This is a genomic window from Ensifer sp. ENS07 (genome assembly GCF_014852185.1).
Taxonomy (GTDB): Bacteria; Pseudomonadota; Alphaproteobacteria; order Rhizobiales; family Rhizobiaceae; genus Ensifer; species Ensifer adhaerens.
In genome coordinates this window covers 1,338,720-1,356,534 of sequence record NZ_JACVBE010000001.1, presented here as the reverse complement: position 1 = coordinate 1,356,534, position 17,815 = coordinate 1,338,720, and the positions used below count along the sequence as shown (strand labels likewise).

Below are 17,815 nucleotides of genomic sequence, written 5' to 3'. Positions count from 1 at the left end.
GGCTATACTGAAATCCATGAGCAAGATGGATTTGAGCTGGGATTTCTACCGAACATTCCTCGCCGTGCTTAAGGAGGGATCGTTGTCAGCCGCCGCCCGCGAGCTTGGCCTGACGCAACCGACCGTTGGCCGGCACGTGGACGCCATGGAAGCGACACTCGGCTATCCGCTGTTCGTGCGCTCCCCGCACGGTCTGTTGCCGACCGACGCCGCGTTGGCACTCAAGCCCTATGCCGAGACGCTCGCCGCGACGTCGGCTGCGCTCTTGCGCGCCGCGTCGGGCCAGCGCGATACGGTCAGCGGCACTGTGCGCATCAGCGCCAGCGAAGTCATCGGCATCGAGGTCCTGCCGCCGATCCTTTCAGAACTGCACGCCGCCTATCCTGCATTGACGATCGAGCTCTCCGCCTCGGACACGGTCGAGGACCTCTTGCGCCAGGAGGCCGATATCGCGGTGCGCATGGTGGCGCCCGCACAGGATGCGCTGATCGCCCGCCATCTCGGCGCGGTTCCCTTAGGCTTTCACGCCCATCGCCGCTACATCGAGCGACGCGGCATGCCGCAGACACTGGCAGACCTTAGCAATCACAGCCTGATCGGTTACGACCGAGAGACTGCTGCGATCCGGGCGATCATCGCCCGCTCGCCCGAACTGCCGGCTACACGCTTTGCGCTGAGGGCCGACAGCAATCTTGCCCAATTGGCCGCAATCCGCGCCGGCTTCGGCGTCGGCATCTGCCAGAACGGACTTGCGGCACGCGATCCCGACCTCCGCCCAGTGCTGCCCGGCCTGTTCGAGATGAAGCTCGATACCTGGCTGGTGATGCATGAGAACCTGAAGACGGCTCCCCGCTGTCGCGTCACGTTCGACGCACTTGCCGCGGGACTGCGGGCCTATATTCGTGGCACTGCGCTTGCAGACGCGAATACCGAAATCTGACTTTCAGACACCTCCCGCTGCTGCTCAATACTAGTCCTACGCACAAAAAAGCCCGCCAAAATGGCGGGCTTTCAGTTTCCTTGGCACTTCAAGTCGAGCGCTTAATCTTCGGATTCGGCTGGCGTTTCCGCTGCGCCGTTCTCGACGGCCGCCTCTTCGCCTTCCTCTTCGTCGCTTTCCGGTTCGCTGATGCGCTCGACCGAAACGACCTTCTCGTCCTTGGCGGTCGAGAAGATGGTAACGCCCTTGGTCGCGCGGCTCGCAAGCCGGACGCCATTGATCGGCACGCGGATCAATTGGCCGCCGTCGGATACAAGCATGATCTGGTCGTTGTCTTCGATCGGGAAGGCCGCGACGAGCACGCCAATTTCCGTCGTCTTCGAGGTGTCGGTGGCGCGGATGCCCTTGCCGCCACGGCCCGAAGTCCGGAAATCGTAGGACGACGAGCGCTTGCCGAAGCCCTTCTCCGAGACCGTCAGCACGAACTGTTCGCGTGCCTTCAGTTCCTCGAAGCGTTCGTTCGACAGTTCTCCGCCGTCAGCGACTTCCTCGCCGACCAGAGCGATTTCTTCCTCGTCGCCGTTCGTCGCCCGACGTTCCGCCGCAGCGCGCTTGAGATAGGCGGCACGCTCCCACGGTTCGGCCTCGACATGGCCAAGGATCGCCATCGAGATGATGCGGTCGCCGTCGCCGAGATTGATGCCACGAACGCCGATCGAGTTGCGGCCGGCAAAGACGCGCACGTCGTCGACCGGGAAGCGGATGCACTGGCCGAGCGCTGTCGTCAGCATGACGTCGTCATGCTCCGTACAGGTGTCGACGGAGAGAATCTCGTCGCCCTCTTCCTCGAGCTTCATCGCGATCTTGCCGTTGCGGTTGACCTGGACGAAGTCCGACAGCTTGTTGCGGCGAACCGTGCCGCGGGTCGTCGAGAACATGACGTCGAGGTTTTCCCAGGTTGCCTCATCCTCGGGCAGCGGCATGATCGTGGTGATGCGTTCGCCGGGTTCCAGCGGCAGCATGTTGATCAGCGCCTTGCCGCGCGATTGCGGCGTGCCGATCGGCAGGCGCCAGACCTTCTCCTTGTAGACGATGCCACGCGAGGAGAAGAACAGAACCGGCGTATGGGTATTGGCAACGAATAGCCGGGTAACGAAATCCTCGTCCCGGGTCGCCATGCCCGAACGGCCCTTGCCGCCACGGCGCTGCGCGCGGTAGGTCGTCAGCGGCACGCGTTTGATGTAGCCGAGATGCGAGACGGTCACGACCATGTCTTCACGGGCGATGAGATCCTCATCGTCCATGTCGGGGCCGCCTTCCATGATCTCGGACCGGCGCGGGGTGCCGAACTCGTCGCGGATGGCGACGAGTTCGTCCTTGACGATGCTCATGATACGCAGGCGCGACGACAGGATGTCGAGGTAATCCTTGATTTCCTCGCCGATCTTGTTGAGTTCGTCGCCGATTTCGTCGCGGCCGAGCGCTGTCAGGCGCTGCAGGCGCAGGTCGAGGATGGCGCGGGCCTGCTCTTCCGAGAGGTTGTAGGTGCCGTCCTCGTTGATGCGGTGGCGCGGGTCGTCGATGAGGCGGATGAGGCTCTCGACGTCATGGGCCGGCCAGCGGCGCTCCATCAACTGCTCGCGCGCCGTCTGCGGGTCGGGCGCATGGCGGATGAGCTTGATGATTTCGTCGATGTTGGCAACCGCGATGGCAAGACCGACGAGCACATGGGCACGGTCACGCGCCTTGCGCAGCAGGTATTTCGTACGCCGGCTAACAACTTCCTCGCGGAACGAGACAAAGGCACGCAGCATGTCGAGCAGCGTCATGTGCTCGGGCTTGCCGCCGTTCAGTGCCACCATGTTGCAGCCAAACGAGGTCTGCAGCGGCGTGTAGCGGTAAAGCTGGTTCAGGATGACATCGGCATTGGCATCGCGCTTCAGTTCGATGACGACGCGGTAGCCCTGGCGGTCCGATTCGTCACGCAGGTCCGAGATGCCTTCGATACGCTTCTCGCGGACCAGCTCGGCCATCTTCTCGATCATCGTCGCCTTGTTCACCTGGAACGGGATCTCGGTGATGATGATCTGCTCGCGGTCGCCGCGCATCGGTTCGATATGCGCACGGCCGCGCATGATGACGGAGCCGCGGCCGGTCTCATAGGCCGAGCGGATGCCCGAGCGGCCAAGGATCAGCGCGCCAGTCGGGAAATCCGGGCCGGGGATGATTTCCATCAGTTCCGGCAGTTCGATCGCCGGATTGTCGATCAGCGCCATGCAGCCGTTGATGACTTCGACCAGGTTGTGCGGCGGAATGTTCGTCGCCATGCCGACGGCAATACCGCCGGCGCCGTTGACGAGCAGGTTCGGGAACTTCGCGGGAACGACCGCCGGCTCCTGCAGGGTGCCGTCATAGTTGTCGCGGAAGTCGACCGTTTCCTTGTCGAGATCGTCGAGCAGCGAATGCGCGGCCTTCTGCAGGCGGCATTCGGTGTAGCGCTCGGCCGCGGGCGGGTCGCCGTCGACCGAACCGAAGTTGCCCTGGCCGTCGATCAGCGGCAGGCGGAGCGACCAGTCCTGCGCCATGCGTGCCAGCGCGTCGTAGATCGCGGCGTTGCCGTGCGGGTGGTACTTACCCATCACGTCCCCGGTCACACGGGCGCATTTGACGTATTTCTTGTTCCAGTCGATGCCGAGCTCGCTCATCCCGTAGAGGATGCGGCGGTGCACGGGTTTCAGACCGTCACGCACGTCGGGAAGCGCGCGGCTGACGATAACGCTCATCGCGTAATCGAGATAGGACCGCTGCATTTCCTCGATGATGGAAATCGGCTCGATGCCTGGCGGAGTTTTTCCGCCGCCGGGGGTGCTTTGCTCAGTCAATGGTGATCACGATCTTTGTTCAGAATCAGTCGGATATTTATAGCGGATTGCCATCGGAAGCGCCAATTTGCGGCCTTTGGCGCCACTTGCCCGCCGGACTGTGAAGATGTCCTTGTAATGCCTTGATTCGCTGTACGATTCACCCAGTTATCCCAATCGGGACCGGTGAGCCGCACAGCAGTTGTGAACAGTCTTTTGCCGCCGGAGCAGGCTTTTCTAGGGCATCGCGCCGGAAATCGGAAGAGCCTGTCCGTCAAAGCCCGACTCGCCGCGGATTTCCGGCCTCTACGCTCGCAGCGATTGCTGATTAAGTCATTGCTGAGACTTTGTTTGTCTGCCCCTTCCCAATGCCCGGCCGCTTGCCTAACAATGTAGGCATGCCACCGGGAAAACCCGGGGCAAAAATCCGGAAGGGGAAACGGATGTTCAATGTCGACCTCCTGGTCAATGCGCTGACGACGCTTCTCGTCACGCTCGATCCGCCTGGCCTCGCGCCGATCTTCCTGAGCCTCACGGTCGGCCTCAGCCGGCAGGAGCGCTTTCAGGTGGCCACCCGTGGCTCGCTGATCGCCTTCTTCATCCTGGCGGCCTTTGCGCTCTTCGGAAACAGCATCCTCGGCCTGCTCGGCATCTCGATCGGCGCCTTCCGCATCGCCGGCGGCCTGCTGCTCTTCTGGATCGCCTTCGAGATGATTTTCGAGAAGCGCCAGGAGCGCAAGGAAAAGACCGGCGAGAATGCGACGGTCAAGGACCACATTCACAACATCGCGGTCTTCCCGCTGGCCCTGCCGCTCATTGCCGGGCCGGGCGCGATTTCGGCAACGATCCTGCTTGCCGGCTCGTTCCCGACCGCTGTCGAGCGCACTCAGCTCCTGATCGTCATCGCGCTGTCGATGCTCAGCCTGTTTCTGGCGCTGGTCATCGCTGAACGCGTCGATCGCTTTCTCGGCGTCACCGGCCGCGCCATCCTCACCCGCCTGCTCGGCGTGATCCTGGCAGCACTCGCGGTGCAGTTCGTCGTCGACGGCGTCAAATCCGCGATGGCGACCTGAGGTCGGATGGCTGGGCGCATCCTTCGCCCGATGCAGTCGAAGAAGACCGGAAACGAAAAACGCCACGTCCCGAGGACGTGGCGTTTTTTTCTGTAACAGGATCCGCTTGCGATCAGAACGGGATATCGTCGTCCATGTCGCGCGAGAAGCCGCCGCCCTGGCCGCCTTGACCGCCCTGGCCACCGCCCGAGCGACCGCCGCCAGAGGACTGGCGCGGCTGGTCGTAATCGTCGTAACCGCCGCCGCCATAGTTGCCGCCGCCGCCGAAGTCACCCGCTCCACCGCCGCCGCCACGGCTGACACCGGAGCCGCCGCCTTCGCCGCGGCCGTCAAGCATGGTCAGCGTCGAGTTGAAGCCCTGCAGCACGACTTCGGTCGAGTAACGGTCGTTGCCGTTCTGGTCCTGCCACTTGCGGGTCTGCAGCGCGCCCTCGATGTAGAGCTTGGCGCCCTTCTTCACATATTGCTCGACAACCTTGCAGAGGCCTTCGTTGAAGACCACGACCGTGTGCCATTCGGTCTTTTCCTTGCGCTCACCGCTGTTGCGGTCGCGCCAGGTCTCCGACGTTGCAATGCGCAGGTTGGCGATCGGCCGGCCGTCCTGCGTGCGCCGGATTTCCGGGTCTGCCCCGACATTTCCGATCAAGATCACCTTGTTGACGCTTCCAGCCATGTTGCTTTTCCCGTGGTTTCACCGGGCCATGGACCCGGCTTGGAATTTCAAGAGCGCGCATCTTAGCGGCCTGATGCCGCCGATACGCCCCGCCTCGCACATAATCCACAACAGTTTTGGTCGTTTTATGGGCGATTTGTTCTTTATTTGTTCTAGTATTTGGCTATGATCCTGTCAACCGACTCGAATTGGCCGCCTGTTTTGCCGATTGCGCCTCGACATGGGCGTTGGCGTCATTACATAGGGGGCTTTCAACCGACATGCAAAAGCTGGCTTCCGATGAGTGAACTCAAGACCATCTCCATTCGTGGTGCGCGCGAGCACAATCTGAAAGGCATCGACCTCGATCTGCCGCGCAACAAGCTGATCGTGATGACCGGCCTTTCCGGCTCGGGCAAGTCCTCGCTTGCTTTCGATACGATCTATGCCGAAGGCCAGCGCCGCTATGTCGAAAGCCTTTCGGCCTATGCGCGCCAGTTCCTCGAAATGATGCAGAAGCCGGACGTCGACCAGATCGACGGCCTGTCTCCGGCGATCTCGATCGAGCAGAAGACGACGTCGCGCAATCCGCGCTCGACGGTCGGTACCGTCACCGAAATCTACGACTATATGCGCCTGCTCTTTGCGCGCGTCGGGGTCCCCTATTCGCCGGCGACGGGTCTGCCGATCGAAAGCCAGACGGTGAGCCAGATGGTCGACCGGGTGCTCGAATTCGGTGAAGGCACGCGCCTCTATATTCTTGCGCCGCTCGTGCGCGGCCGCAAGGGCGAGTACAAGAAAGAACTCGCCGAACTGATGAAGAAGGGCTTTCAGCGCGTCAAGGTCGACGGCACCTTCTACGAGATCGCCGAGGTGCCCGCACTCGACAAGAAGTACAAGCATGACATCGACGTCGTGGTCGACCGCGTGGTCGTGCGGCCCGACCTCGCCTCGCGCCTTGCCGACAGCCTTGAGACCTGCCTGACGCTCGCCGATGGCCTCGCAGTCGCCGAATTCGCCGACAAGCCGCTGCCACCCGAGGAGACCGCTGCCGGCGGCTCGGCCAACAAGTCGCTGAACGAAACCCACGAGCGCGTGCTGTTTTCGGAAAAGTTCGCCTGCCCGGTTTCCGGCTTCACCATTTCCGAGATCGAGCCGCGGCTGTTCTCGTTCAACAACCCCTTCGGCGCGTGCCCGACCTGCGACGGTCTCGGCAGCCAGCAGAAGATCGACACGGCGCTGATCGTGCCGGAAGAGCACCGGACGCTGCGCGACGGCGCAATTGCGCCCTGGGCGAAATCCTCCTCTCCCTACTACAACCAGACGCTGGAAGCGCTCGGCAAGGTCTTCGGCTTCAAACTCGGCAGCCGCTGGAACGAGCTGTCGACTGCGGCGCAGAACGCGATCCTGCACGGAACGGAAGAGAAGATCGTCTTCCATTACGAGGACGGTGCCCGCTCCTACAACACCACCAAGAACTTCGAGGGCATCGTGCCCAATCTCGAACGCCGCTGGAAGGAAACCGACAGCGCCTGGGCGCGCGAGGAGATCGAGCGCTACATGTCGGCTGCGCCCTGCCCGGCTTGCGCCGGTTTCCGCCTGAAGCCGGAGGCGCTGGCGGTCAAGATCGACAAGCTGCATATCGGTCAGGTGACCGAAATGTCGATCCGCGTTGCACGCGACTGGTTCGAGGTCCTGCCGGAGCATCTGAATGCCAAGCAGAACGAAATCGCCGTCCGCATCCTGAAGGAAATCCGTGACCGACTGCGCTTCCTCAACGACGTCGGTCTCGAATATCTGAGCCTGTCGCGCAATTCCGGAACGCTCTCAGGCGGTGAAAGCCAGCGCATTCGGCTGGCTTCGCAGATCGGCTCCGGCCTCACCGGCGTTCTCTACGTGCTCGACGAGCCGTCGATCGGCTTGCACCAGCGCGACAACGCCCGCCTGCTGGACACGCTTCGGCATCTGCGCGACATCGGCAACACGGTGATCGTCGTCGAACATGACGAAGACGCGATCCTGACGTCCGACTATGTCGTCGATATCGGCCCGGCTGCCGGCATCCATGGCGGCGAAGTCATCGCGCAAGGGTCGCCGTCGGACATCATGGCCAATCCGAAATCGCTGACCGGCAAGTATCTGTCCGGCGAGCTTTCGGTTGCCGTTCCCTCCGAACGCCGCAAGCCGAAGAAGAAAAAGGAAATCACCGTCGTCGGCGCCCGCGCCAACAACCTGAAGAACGTCACCGCCTCGATCCCGCTCGGCGTCTTCACCGCCGTTACCGGTGTCTCCGGCGGCGGCAAGTCGACCTTCCTGATCGAGACGCTCTACAAGGCCGCCGCCCGCCGCATCATGGGCGCGCGCGAAAACCCGGCCGAGCACGACCGCATCGATGGCTTCGAGCATATCGACAAGGTGATCGACATCGACCAGTCGCCGATCGGTCGTACCCCGCGCTCGAACCCGGCAACCTATACCGGCGCCTTCACGCCGATCCGTGACTGGTTCGCCGGCCTGCCGGAAGCCAAGGCACGCGGATATCAGCCGGGCCGGTTCTCCTTCAACGTCAAGGGCGGCCGCTGCGAGGCCTGCCAAGGCGACGGCGTCATCAAGATCGAGATGCACTTCCTGCCGGATGTCTACGTCACCTGCGACGTTTGCCACGGCAAGCGCTACAACCGCGAAACGCTCGACGTGCATTTCAAGGGCAAGTCGATCGCCGACGTGCTCGACATGACCGTCGAGGAAGGCGTCGACTTTTTCGCCGCCGTTCCCTCGGTGCGCGACAAGCTCGTCACGCTCAACCAGGTCGGCCTCGGCTATATCAAGGTCGGCCAGCAGGCCAACACGCTCTCGGGCGGTGAGGCCCAGCGCGTCAAGCTCGCCAAGGAACTGTCGAAGCGCTCGACCGGTCGCACGCTCTACATTCTCGACGAGCCGACCACCGGCCTGCATTTCCACGATGTCGCAAAGCTTCTTGAAGTTCTGCATGAGCTCGTCAACCAGGGCAATTCGGTCGTCGTCATCGAGCACAATCTCGAAGTCATCAAGACTGCCGACTGGGTGATCGACTTCGGCCCTGAAGGCGGCGACGGCGGCGGCGAAGTCATCGCCAAGGGCACGCCGGAAGACGTGGTCAAGGAAAAGCGGTCGTATACCGGCCAGTTCCTGAAGGAGCTGCTGGAGCGCCGGCCGATGAAGAAGGTCGAAGCAGCAGAGTAAGTCTGCCGATCTGGTCGGCGCGCTTTAGGAGTGATCACGGCATGATGCGGCCTGCTCGTCTGGAAGATCTGGCCGCCGTGCAAAGCGTGACGGAGGCGGCCTATGAGCCCTATCGGGCGCTCTTTGGTGGGCCGCCGCTCCCGGTCACCGAGGACTACGCGCCTCGCATCCTTCGCGACGAGGTCTGGCTTCGGGAGCGAGATGAGGTTGTCTCGGCGCTTGCCGTTTTCGAACGGCACGCCGATCACCTTATGATCTTCAGCCTTGCGGTTGCCCCGGCCTATCAGCGCCAGGGGTTCGGCATCGAATTGCTGCGCTTCGTGGATGCCAAAGCGGCCGAGTGGGGCTTGCCGGAGGTGCGGCTCTACACCAATTCACGCATGGAGCGAAACATCGCGCTCTATCGCGCCTATGGATTTCAAGAAACGGGTCGCCGACCCAATCCCTATCGTCCAGGGTGGGCACTCGTGGACATGACGAAATCGATCAAAGACTGAAAAGCACGCGGTCAAGCGATGGCCGTTGTTGAGGAGGATGGCATGGCAAAATCCGGAAAGATCCGCGTTGGTATCGGCGGCTGGACCTTCGAGCCCTGGGAAGGCACCTTCTATCCCGACACGCTGGCAAAGAAGCGGCAGCTCGAATATGCCGGCAAGCAGTTGCGGGCAATCGAGGTGAACGGCACCTACTATTCGTCGCAGAAGCCGGAGACCTTCGCCAAGTGGGCGTCGGAAGTGCCTGATGATTTCATCTTCTCCCTGAAGGCGAGCCGCTTCGTCACCAACCGCAAGGTTCTCTCGGAAGCCGGTGAATCCATGGAGCGATTCCTGACGCAGGGACTGACCGAGCTTGGGCCTCATCTCGGCCCCATCCTCTGGCAGTTTGCGCCGACGAAGAAGTTCGAGCCCGACGATTTCGAAGGCTTTTTGAAGCTTCTGCCGGATAAGCAGGACGGCTTGCCGCTGCGCCATGTGGTCGAGGTCCGCAACCCGACCTTTCAGTCTCCGGATTTTGTCTCCCTGTTGGAGAAATACGGCGTCGCCGTGGTGCTCGCCGAGCATGCGGACTATCCGATGATCGCCGATGTCACTGCCGATTTTGTCTATCTGCGCCTGCAAAAGGGCAGCGACGACATCAAGACTTGCTATGCTGCCGACAAGCTCGACCTCTGGGCCGAGCGTGCCAAGGCGTTTGCGGCGGGCGACGAGCCGAGTGGGCTTGAAAAAAGTGCGCCTGATCGCACGGCCAAGAAGGAGCCGCGTGACGTGTTTGCCTACTTCATCACCGAGGGCAAGGTGAATGCGCCGAACGGCGCACGCGAGCTGCAAAAGCGCGTCGATTGAGATCAGCAGGGCCAGACCGCGCGCAGACGCGTCTGGCCCGCCTAGGGCGCATCCGCGCCCGAGAGCCCCACCACGCTTGGAGTTTCGGGCCTGTCGCAAGGCGTTGATGTTCAGGCGTGCTGAGGCCGCGCCGACGTCGGCTGCGAACCAAATGCCGGTGCTTACGGGCCCGCCAAAAAACGAATCACTGCCCCACCCCATATCGCTTTCACCGATGCAACCGAGCCTGCTGTAAGGGACACTTTTTATGCGGGTTTTTACCCGTCAAAATTTCGATTGCGTGCCGACCGTTGCGTCAGTCTCACAGGCAACCTCCGGAAGTGCCTGATTTTCATGGCGTTGACCGATGTCCCCGTTTTCCACAGCCGGTCCACACAACATCTAGGGCTCAAACTTCCGTCACAAACCACCCCTTGACGCCTCCGGACGATTCACGGTTAATGGATTTCACGTTGCAACGGCGGCGGACCGGATTGTTCAAGTCCCGGTTCCTCTCCCCAAATCGGCGGTTCTGAAAGGCGGCAGTCATGGATTTCACCATGGGGTCGCCCTGAGGATTTCTGTGCGATTTTTCGGGTCCACCGGGGCAATATTTGGCTGGCATCAAGAAGTTGTTGATACTATATTTAGTATTTGCAGACAGCCTATCTCACAAGATACAGGGTCACCCAATTATGGGTTTCTCTCCAAGGACGGAAGCTGAGACTGGCTGCGGGATGCCCTCGCGGCCGGGCGGGGACAATTGCGCCTGTGGCGGGCGCTAGGCAACACGAAGGACCAGGGACAATGAAGATCGAACGTCGTTTCACAAAAGCCGGGCAATCCGCCTATGCGGAGATCGAATTCCGCAAGGCTACGAGTGAAATCAAGAACCCCGATGGTTCGATCGTTTTCCGCCTTGCCGATATCGACGTGCCGGCTCAGTTCAGCCAGGTTGCCGCCGACATTCTCGCCCAGAAGTATTTCCGCAAGGCCGGCGTTCCCGCCAAGATGAAGCGCGTCGAGGAGAACGATGTCCCCTCCTTCCTCTGGCGCGCGGTTCCCGACACGGATGCGCTGAAGGCGCTGCCGAAGGATGAGCAGTACGGTTCCGAAACCGATGCCCGTCAGGTCTTCGATCGCCTGGCCGGCACCTGGGCCTATTGGGGCTGGAAGGGCGGCTACTTCGACACCGAGGAAGACGCTTCGGCCTTCCAGGACGAACTTGCCTACATGCTCGCCACCCAGCGCGTCGCGCCGAACTCGCCGCAATGGTTCAACACCGGCCTGCACTGGGCCTACGGCATCGACGGCCCCGGCCAAGGCCACTTCTATGTCGACCCGTTTACCGGCAAGCTGACCAAGTCCAAGTCGGCCTATGAGCATCCGCAGCCGCATGCCTGCTTCATCCAGTCGGTCGGTGACGATCTCGTCAACGAAGGCGGCATCATGGATCTGTGGGTGCGTGAAGCGCGCCTGTTCAAGTACGGTTCTGGTACCGGCTCCAACTTCTCTTATCTGCGCAGCGAAGGCGAAAAGCTCTCGGGCGGCGGCAAGTCCTCCGGCCTGATGTCGTTCCTGAAGATCGGCGACCGTGCTGCCGGTGCCATCAAGTCGGGCGGCACCACCCGCCGCGCTGCGAAGATGGTCGTCGTCGACATCGACCATCCGGATATCGAGGAATACATCAACTGGAAGGTCAAGGAAGAGCAGAAGGTTGCCGCCCTCGTCACCGGTTCCAAGGTCGTCGCCAAGCATCTGAAGGCGATCATGAAGGCCTGCGTCAACTGCGAAGGCACCGACGACGCCTGCTATGACCCGAAGCAGAACCCGGCGCTGAAGCGCGAAATCCGCGCCGCCAAGCAGGCGCTGGTTCCGGAAAACTACGTCCAGCGCGTTATCCAGTTCGCGAAGCAAGGCTACAAGGACCTTGAGTTCAAGACCTACGACACCGACTGGGATTCGGAAGCCTACCTCACGGTTTCGGGACAGAACTCCAACAACTCGGTCTCGATCAAGGACGACTTCCTGCGCGCCGTCGAAGCCGATGGCGACTGGCACCTGACCGCCCGCAAGGACGGCCGCGTCATGAAGACGCTGAAGGCACGCGACCTCTGGGAATCGATCTCCTACGCCGCCTGGGCGTCGGCCGATCCGGGCCTGCACTTCAACACGACGATGAACGACTGGCACACGAGCCCCGCTGCCGGCCCGATCCGCGCATCGAACCCGTGCTCGGAGTACATGTTCCTCGACGACACCGCCTGCAACCTCGCCTCCCTGAACCTGATGATGTTCAAGGATGCGGCGACCAAGCGCATCAACATCGCAGACTACGAGCACGCCGTCCGCCTGTGGACGATCGTTCTCGAAGTCTCGGTCATGATGGCGCAGTTCCCGTCCCGCGAGATTGCCGAGCTTTCCTACGAATACCGCACGCTCGGCCTTGGCTACGCCAACATCGGCGGCCTCTTGATGTCCTCGGGCATTCCCTATGACTCGACCGAAGGCCGCGCCATCGCCGGTGCGCTGACGGCGATCATGACCGGTGTCTCCTATGCCACCTCGGCCGAGATGGCCGAAAAGCTCGGTCCGTTCCCGGGCTTTGCGCCAAACCGCGACAACATGCTGCGCGTCATCCGCAACCATCGCCGCGCCGCCTATGGCGAGACGACCGGTTACGAAGCGCTTTCGGTCAACCCGGTCGCGCTCATCCATGCCGACAATCCGGACCAGGACCTCGTCATCCACGCCATGAGCGCCTGGGACAAGGCACTGGAACTCGGCGAAAAGCACGGCTATCGCAACGCCCAGGCAACGGTTATCGCGCCGACCGGCACGATCGGCCTCGTCATGGACTGCGACACGACCGGCATCGAACCTGACTTCGCGCTGGTCAAGTTCAAGAAGCTCGCCGGCGGCGGCTACTTCAAGATCATCAACCGCGCCGTTCCGGAAGCGCTGCGCTCTCTCGGCTACAGCGAAAGCCAGATCGCCGAAATCGAAGCTTACGCAGTCGGTCACGGCAACCTGAACCAGGCTCCGGCGATCAACCCGTCGACACTGAAGGCCAAGGGCTTCACCGACGAGAAGGTGGAAGCCGTCAACGCCGCCCTGAAGTCCGCTTTCGACATCAAGTTCGTCTTCAACCAGTGGACGCTCGGCGCCGACTTCCTCAAGGGCACGCTGAAGGTCTCCGACGAACAGCTCGCTGCGATGGACTTCAACCTGCTCGACCACATGGGCTTCTCCAAGAAGGACATCGAAGCGGCGAACATTCACGTCTGCGGCGCGATGACACTCGAAGGTGCACCGTTCCTGAAGAACGAGCACCTGCCCGTCTTCGATTGCGCCAACCCCTGCGGCAAGATCGGCAAGCGTTATCTCTCGGTCGAAAGCCACATCCGCATGATGGCGGCCGCCCAGCCGTTCATCTCGGGCGCGATCTCCAAGACGATCAACATGCCGAACGAGGCGACCGTCGAGGACTGCAAGAACGCCTACATGCTTTCGTGGAAGCTGGCGCTGAAGGCAAACGCGCTCTACCGTGACGGCTCCAAGCTGTCGCAGCCGCTGAACGCCTCGCTGATCGAGGACGACAAGGACGAGGATGCGCTGGAGGATCTGATCCAGGCGCCCGCCGCCGCCCAGGCCGTCACCATCACCGAGAAGATCGTCGAGCGCGTCATCGAGAAGGTGATCCGCGCCCGCGAAAAGCTGCCGAACCGCCGCCAGGGCTACACCCAGAAGGCCGTCGTCGGTGGTCACAAGGTGTATCTGCGCACCGGCGAATTCGGTGACGGCCGCCTCGGCGAGATCTTCATCGACATGCACAAGGAAGGGGCCGCCTTCCGTGCGATGATGAACAACTTTGCCATCGCCATCTCGCTCGGCCTGCAGTACGGCGTGCCGCTCGAAGAATATGTGGAGGCCTTCACCTTCACCAAGTTCGAGCCGGCCGGCATGGTCCAGGGCAACGACGCGATCAAGAACGCGACGTCGATCCTCGACTACGTCTTCCGCGAACTGGCGGTTTCCTATCTCGGCCGTCACGACCTCGCCCATGTCGACACGTCAGACTTCGGCAATACCGCGCTCGGCAAGGGCATTCAGGAAGGCAAGACCAACCTGATCTCGACCGGCTGGACCCGCGGCTACAAGCCGACGATCGTCGGTGGCACCGGTGACCGGGCCTCCAGCGAGCCGAAGGGCTCGTCGACGGCAGCCCCTGCCCGCGCCTCCTCTGGCGCAACCGTGACGGCGATCGCCGGAAACACGGTGCGCAAGATCGAGACGACGACGGCGATCGCAACGTCCGAAATCGTCGCCTTCAAGCGCGACTATGAAGAGCGCGCTGCGGAACTGGCAGAAGAGATCGCCGACGAAGTCGAGCAGGAAGTAACCGCCCTCTTCTCCGACAAGGCGGCCGCCGAAGCGGCATCGGCCAAGTCGGACGCCAAGAAGGTGGAAGCTGAGCGCCGCGCCCGCTCGATCATGCAGGGCTACACCGGCAACATGTGCACCGAATGCCAAAACTTCACGATGGTGCGCAACGGTACCTGCGAGAAGTGCGACACCTGCGGCGCGACGAGCGGCTGCAGCTAAGCGGCCCGTCGTCGTTGATGACGACGACGACCACCATCATTGCCAACCCGAGGTTTTCCTCGGGTTGGATTTCTCTAGAGAACAAAACGAGAATTTATAGACCGAACCACCATTCGACCAAGTTCCCATCATGCTCACCCCGATCATAGACATCCTTCTCGAAGACCCCAGTCAGAATGACCTCAGCGGCATCGTTGCGCCGCTGGATGCCTATAACGATGCCCATAGCGGCATGGTCGATCTGCCCGGTTTTGCAATCGTGCTTCGCGATCCGGAGACGAAAGTCGCGACGGGCGGGCTCTATGCGACGGATGGCTATGGCTGGGCCTTTATCCGTTACCTCGCCGTCCCTGATGAGTACCGCGGCCAGGGCCTTGGCCGGCGCCTTGTCGAAGAAGCGGAGAAGATCGCGCGCCAGCGCGGCTATGTCGGCCTTTGGCTCGACACCTTCGAATTCCAGGCCAGGCCCTTTTATGAAAAACTCGGCTTCGAAGTTTTCGGCGAGCTTGAAGGTGGTGATGGGGCGATTGCGCGCTACTTTCTAAAGAAGCGATTCTGACGCCGGAAAGCCACGATCCGAAGAAGCAACCGCGCTTTGGGGGCCCGAAAGCGAGAGTATGCGGCTGCCCCAACGGTATACACGGCCCGACGCCTATTCCGGACGGACGCCCTTGTTGCCCTGTAGCGCGTTTGTGGTCACCCGAATCGCCGGCTGCCGTTTACGTCCTTGCCGATGATCTCCCGGATAATGGTCAGGGTTTCCTTCGCCGCCTCCCTGGGTGCGAGTGCGGTATCGGCGACGTTGCTGACCAGCTTCGTCATATCGTGATCGATATCCTTCTCAGCCCAACGCTTGCCCTTCGCAACCGTGATGTAGACCGAGTAGGCGTGGTGCATGGTTCCGGGCCGCTCGCCGATGATGTGGAGAATTCCGCGAAACGTGTTGGGATCGGCGTCGGCAAACAGCATCTCGCCAATCCGGTAGCCGGCCCGCACTCTGCCGCTGGTGACCAGGATATTCTTGTCGCTCACCGACACGCCGGCATCGCCGAGCAGCCTGCGCATCTCCTCCAGGTAGGGCGAAAGATGGCCGTCATCCATGATGGCCTTGGCGTTCAGACCATCTGAGATGACAATCTGGCCCTTGGGCATATCGCCTTTCCAGGACGTCCTGATCGCGTCAATCGCCCTGATTGAGTCCGGGCTCAGCGTTTCACCGGTCGTCGGATGCGCGATGTAGTCGTTCCGGTCCTTGGACAGGGTGCGAACCGGAACGACGCTGGGCACTGCCGCTATGAACTCCGGCGTAAGCTCGGCCCAAAGAGAGAGTTTGGCGTCGTCATAAAGACCCCTCACTTTCGTCGCGAGCGTCGGGTTGAGATCCCATATCTTCTCACCGTGGCCCGTGGCCAGGTCGACGCCTCTTGCCTCGACCTCCGTCATCATCCGCCTGCCCTCGGCGTAAACGGAGTCCTTGGAGCGCTTGTCCCCCTTGGCGAGGCGGTACTGATAATAGACCCAAAGAGGATCGCCGTATTTTGACGTGTAGCTGTTGTCCTTGCCGATAATTCCAAGGCGTTTGTAGAAATCCCACATCGCATCGTTGACCTTGAAGCCGAACTTATCCCTCACGCGTACGTGGTCCTGAAATGCGGTCGTGAGATAGCTCAACATCGGGTCGTTCTTGGTCGGCAGAGCAATCAGATAGGCCGGATTGGCCGGCATGATCTGATCCTGGCACCAATCCAGATCGTCCAGGCTGACGGTCATGTGCAGGGTCGTGCATATATCGAGACCGATGGTCAGCCCATGGAGCTTGCCCATGACCATGTCCTCGAGGCAGCACCGAACGAGTTGTTCTCGGCTCTTGAAGACCTCCGGCCCAATGAAGCCGGCAACATCGTTGACATGCAGCCATGCGCCTTTCGGCTGCACTTTCGCAAGCTCCATGCCGACAGCCCGGCTGAACCCGTACTTCCGGGACTCAAGCACCATCATGTCGACGCCGTTTGCCGCGCCGTTGGTGAATTCCGAGCCCTGTCCGGTTTCGAAGTAAAGGCCGTACCGCTCCCCTGCCTTGGCGCGCGCATATTTCAGGATCTTCTCATTGGTGATGTCGAAGATCTTGTTGCAATCATCCGTACCGGCAAGGCTCTGGAACACGGTGGAAACTGTGCCGGGGAAGTCTTCGCTTACCTCACCTTGGACGTCGATGTGAGCGAGCACGCACCACGGAATGACGTCGACCAGCTTGAACGTATCCACGATGTCCTTGAGCGCCCGCTCCACCGTGACGACGCTGTCGACGGTGCTGTCCACCGGGTTGGTGCCGATGACGATGTCGCCGGTCGCATAGGAAAACGCATCGAAGACCTGCCACATGATGTCGTCGGGGTGGTCGGTCGGCGAATTCGGCTGGATACGTGCGCCCATGTATCCCTTGGCGCCCAACTTGGTGCCGGGCATGACATTGAAAATCTTCTGGCTGACGGCGATCAACTCTTCATTGCTCATCAGCTTCGGCACGCAGCCGATGGTATCGCTGGTCAGGCCATGCATGACGCCTTTGATCTCATCTTCCGATTTGGTCAGAAGAAATTCCTTCAGCTGGCCCATCGTCCAATCTTTCAGCTTTTCTTGTTGAGCCCTGTCGGTGGTCTGCCAAATCAGTCGTTGCAGATCGTCCTCAAACAGCGGGTGCTGATCGAGGTCTGCGATCTTCGTTCTTGCCAGGAGGGCTCGGGCGTTCGTTCGGGACGTATCATTTTCCGCAGCCACGGCGATCGTCTGGTCTCCTTCCTTGAACGCATTCGCGCATCCCAGAACCTGCCGATAGGTCGTCTCGTCAAAGCCGCCCTTGATCCTGCTGATATAGGCAAAGACGTCCTCATCCTGCTTCACGTCGTCGATCACGAGGTTGCTTGGGCCTGGCGCAGCACGGGCAGCATGACTGTAGGCTGTTAGCGTGGCCGCCGCAGTTCCCGCCACTAGCAGGAGATCGCGCCTGGACAGTGCATGCTGGTCTGAGAACATGCCTTTGCTCATTGCCATTTCCTTTCTGCAAAAGGTCTATCGGCATCTCGCCCGACGGCCCTCTGGTGACCGGCGATCTAAGGAAGGCGCATAAGAGTAAATGCTCG

Annotated in this window: 10 protein-coding genes; 7 read left to right on the top strand and 3 right to left on the bottom strand. The window is 61.4% G+C overall.

Features of this window, described 5'->3' with window-relative positions; translation table 11 throughout:
• The first annotated feature begins 25 nt into the window (after positions 1–25).
• Complete coding sequence (locus IB277_RS06875) at positions 26–940, top strand: LysR family transcriptional regulator (protein WP_371589848.1); 915 nt, start codon at positions 26–28, stop codon at positions 938–940.
• A 101-nt stretch (positions 941–1,041) separates the two neighbouring features.
• On the opposite strand, the gene gyrA is transcribed toward IB277_RS06875, so the two are convergent.
• Positions 1,042–3,822 carry a DNA gyrase subunit A gene (gyrA, locus tag IB277_RS06870; RefSeq protein WP_034791267.1) on the bottom strand — a complete coding sequence of 927 codons (2,781 nt, stop codon included), beginning with the start codon at positions 3,820–3,822 and terminating at the stop codon, positions 1,042–1,044.
• Between the two features lie 422 nt (positions 3,823–4,244).
• Between gyrA and IB277_RS06865 the strand changes: the two genes are divergently transcribed.
• Positions 4,245–4,874, top strand: coding sequence for a MarC family protein (locus IB277_RS06865; protein WP_090295526.1), 630 nt, complete (start codon positions 4,245–4,247; stop codon positions 4,872–4,874).
• 112 nt (positions 4,875–4,986) lie between these two features.
• Here IB277_RS06865 and IB277_RS06860 read toward each other — a convergent pair whose 3' ends face one another.
• Complete coding sequence (locus tag IB277_RS06860) at positions 4,987–5,547, bottom strand: single-stranded DNA-binding protein (RefSeq protein WP_034791264.1); 561 nt, start codon at positions 5,545–5,547, stop codon at positions 4,987–4,989.
• Between the two features lie 279 nt (positions 5,548–5,826).
• On the opposite strand from IB277_RS06860, the gene uvrA reads away from it, so the two are divergent.
• From uvrA to IB277_RS06835, 5 genes are all read left to right on the top strand, one after another.
• Positions 5,827–8,748 (top strand): excinuclease ABC subunit UvrA, encoded by a 2,922-nt coding sequence (gene uvrA, locus IB277_RS06855; RefSeq protein ID WP_034791261.1) that lies wholly within the window; start codon positions 5,827–5,829, stop codon positions 8,746–8,748.
• Between the two features lie 44 nt (positions 8,749–8,792).
• Positions 8,793–9,245, top strand: coding sequence for an N-acetyltransferase (locus IB277_RS06850; RefSeq protein WP_060606523.1), 453 nt, complete (start codon positions 8,793–8,795; stop codon positions 9,243–9,245).
• Between the two features lie 42 nt (positions 9,246–9,287).
• Positions 9,288–10,091 carry a DUF72 domain-containing protein gene (locus tag IB277_RS06845; protein ID WP_034791394.1) on the top strand — a complete coding sequence of 268 codons (804 nt, stop codon included), beginning with the start codon at positions 9,288–9,290 and terminating at the stop codon, positions 10,089–10,091.
• Positions 10,092–10,877: 786 nt separating this feature from the next.
• Positions 10,878–14,675: a vitamin B12-dependent ribonucleotide reductase gene (locus tag IB277_RS06840; protein WP_089045908.1), complete on the top strand. Its 3,798-nt coding sequence runs from the start codon at positions 10,878–10,880 to the stop codon at positions 14,673–14,675.
• A 130-nt stretch (positions 14,676–14,805) separates the two neighbouring features.
• The gene (locus IB277_RS06835; RefSeq protein ID WP_060517123.1) at positions 14,806–15,234 is read left to right on the top strand and encodes an N-acetyltransferase; all 429 of its coding nucleotides are present in this window, start codon (positions 14,806–14,808) and stop codon (positions 15,232–15,234) included.
• Positions 15,235–15,371: 137 nt separating this feature from the next.
• On the opposite strand, the gene IB277_RS06830 is transcribed toward IB277_RS06835, so the two are convergent.
• Entirely contained in the window at positions 15,372–17,720 is a 2,349-nt protein-coding gene (locus tag IB277_RS06830) for an ethanolamine ammonia-lyase (RefSeq protein ID WP_110819789.1), read from the bottom strand.
• Between the last annotated feature and the right edge of the window lie 95 nt (positions 17,721–17,815).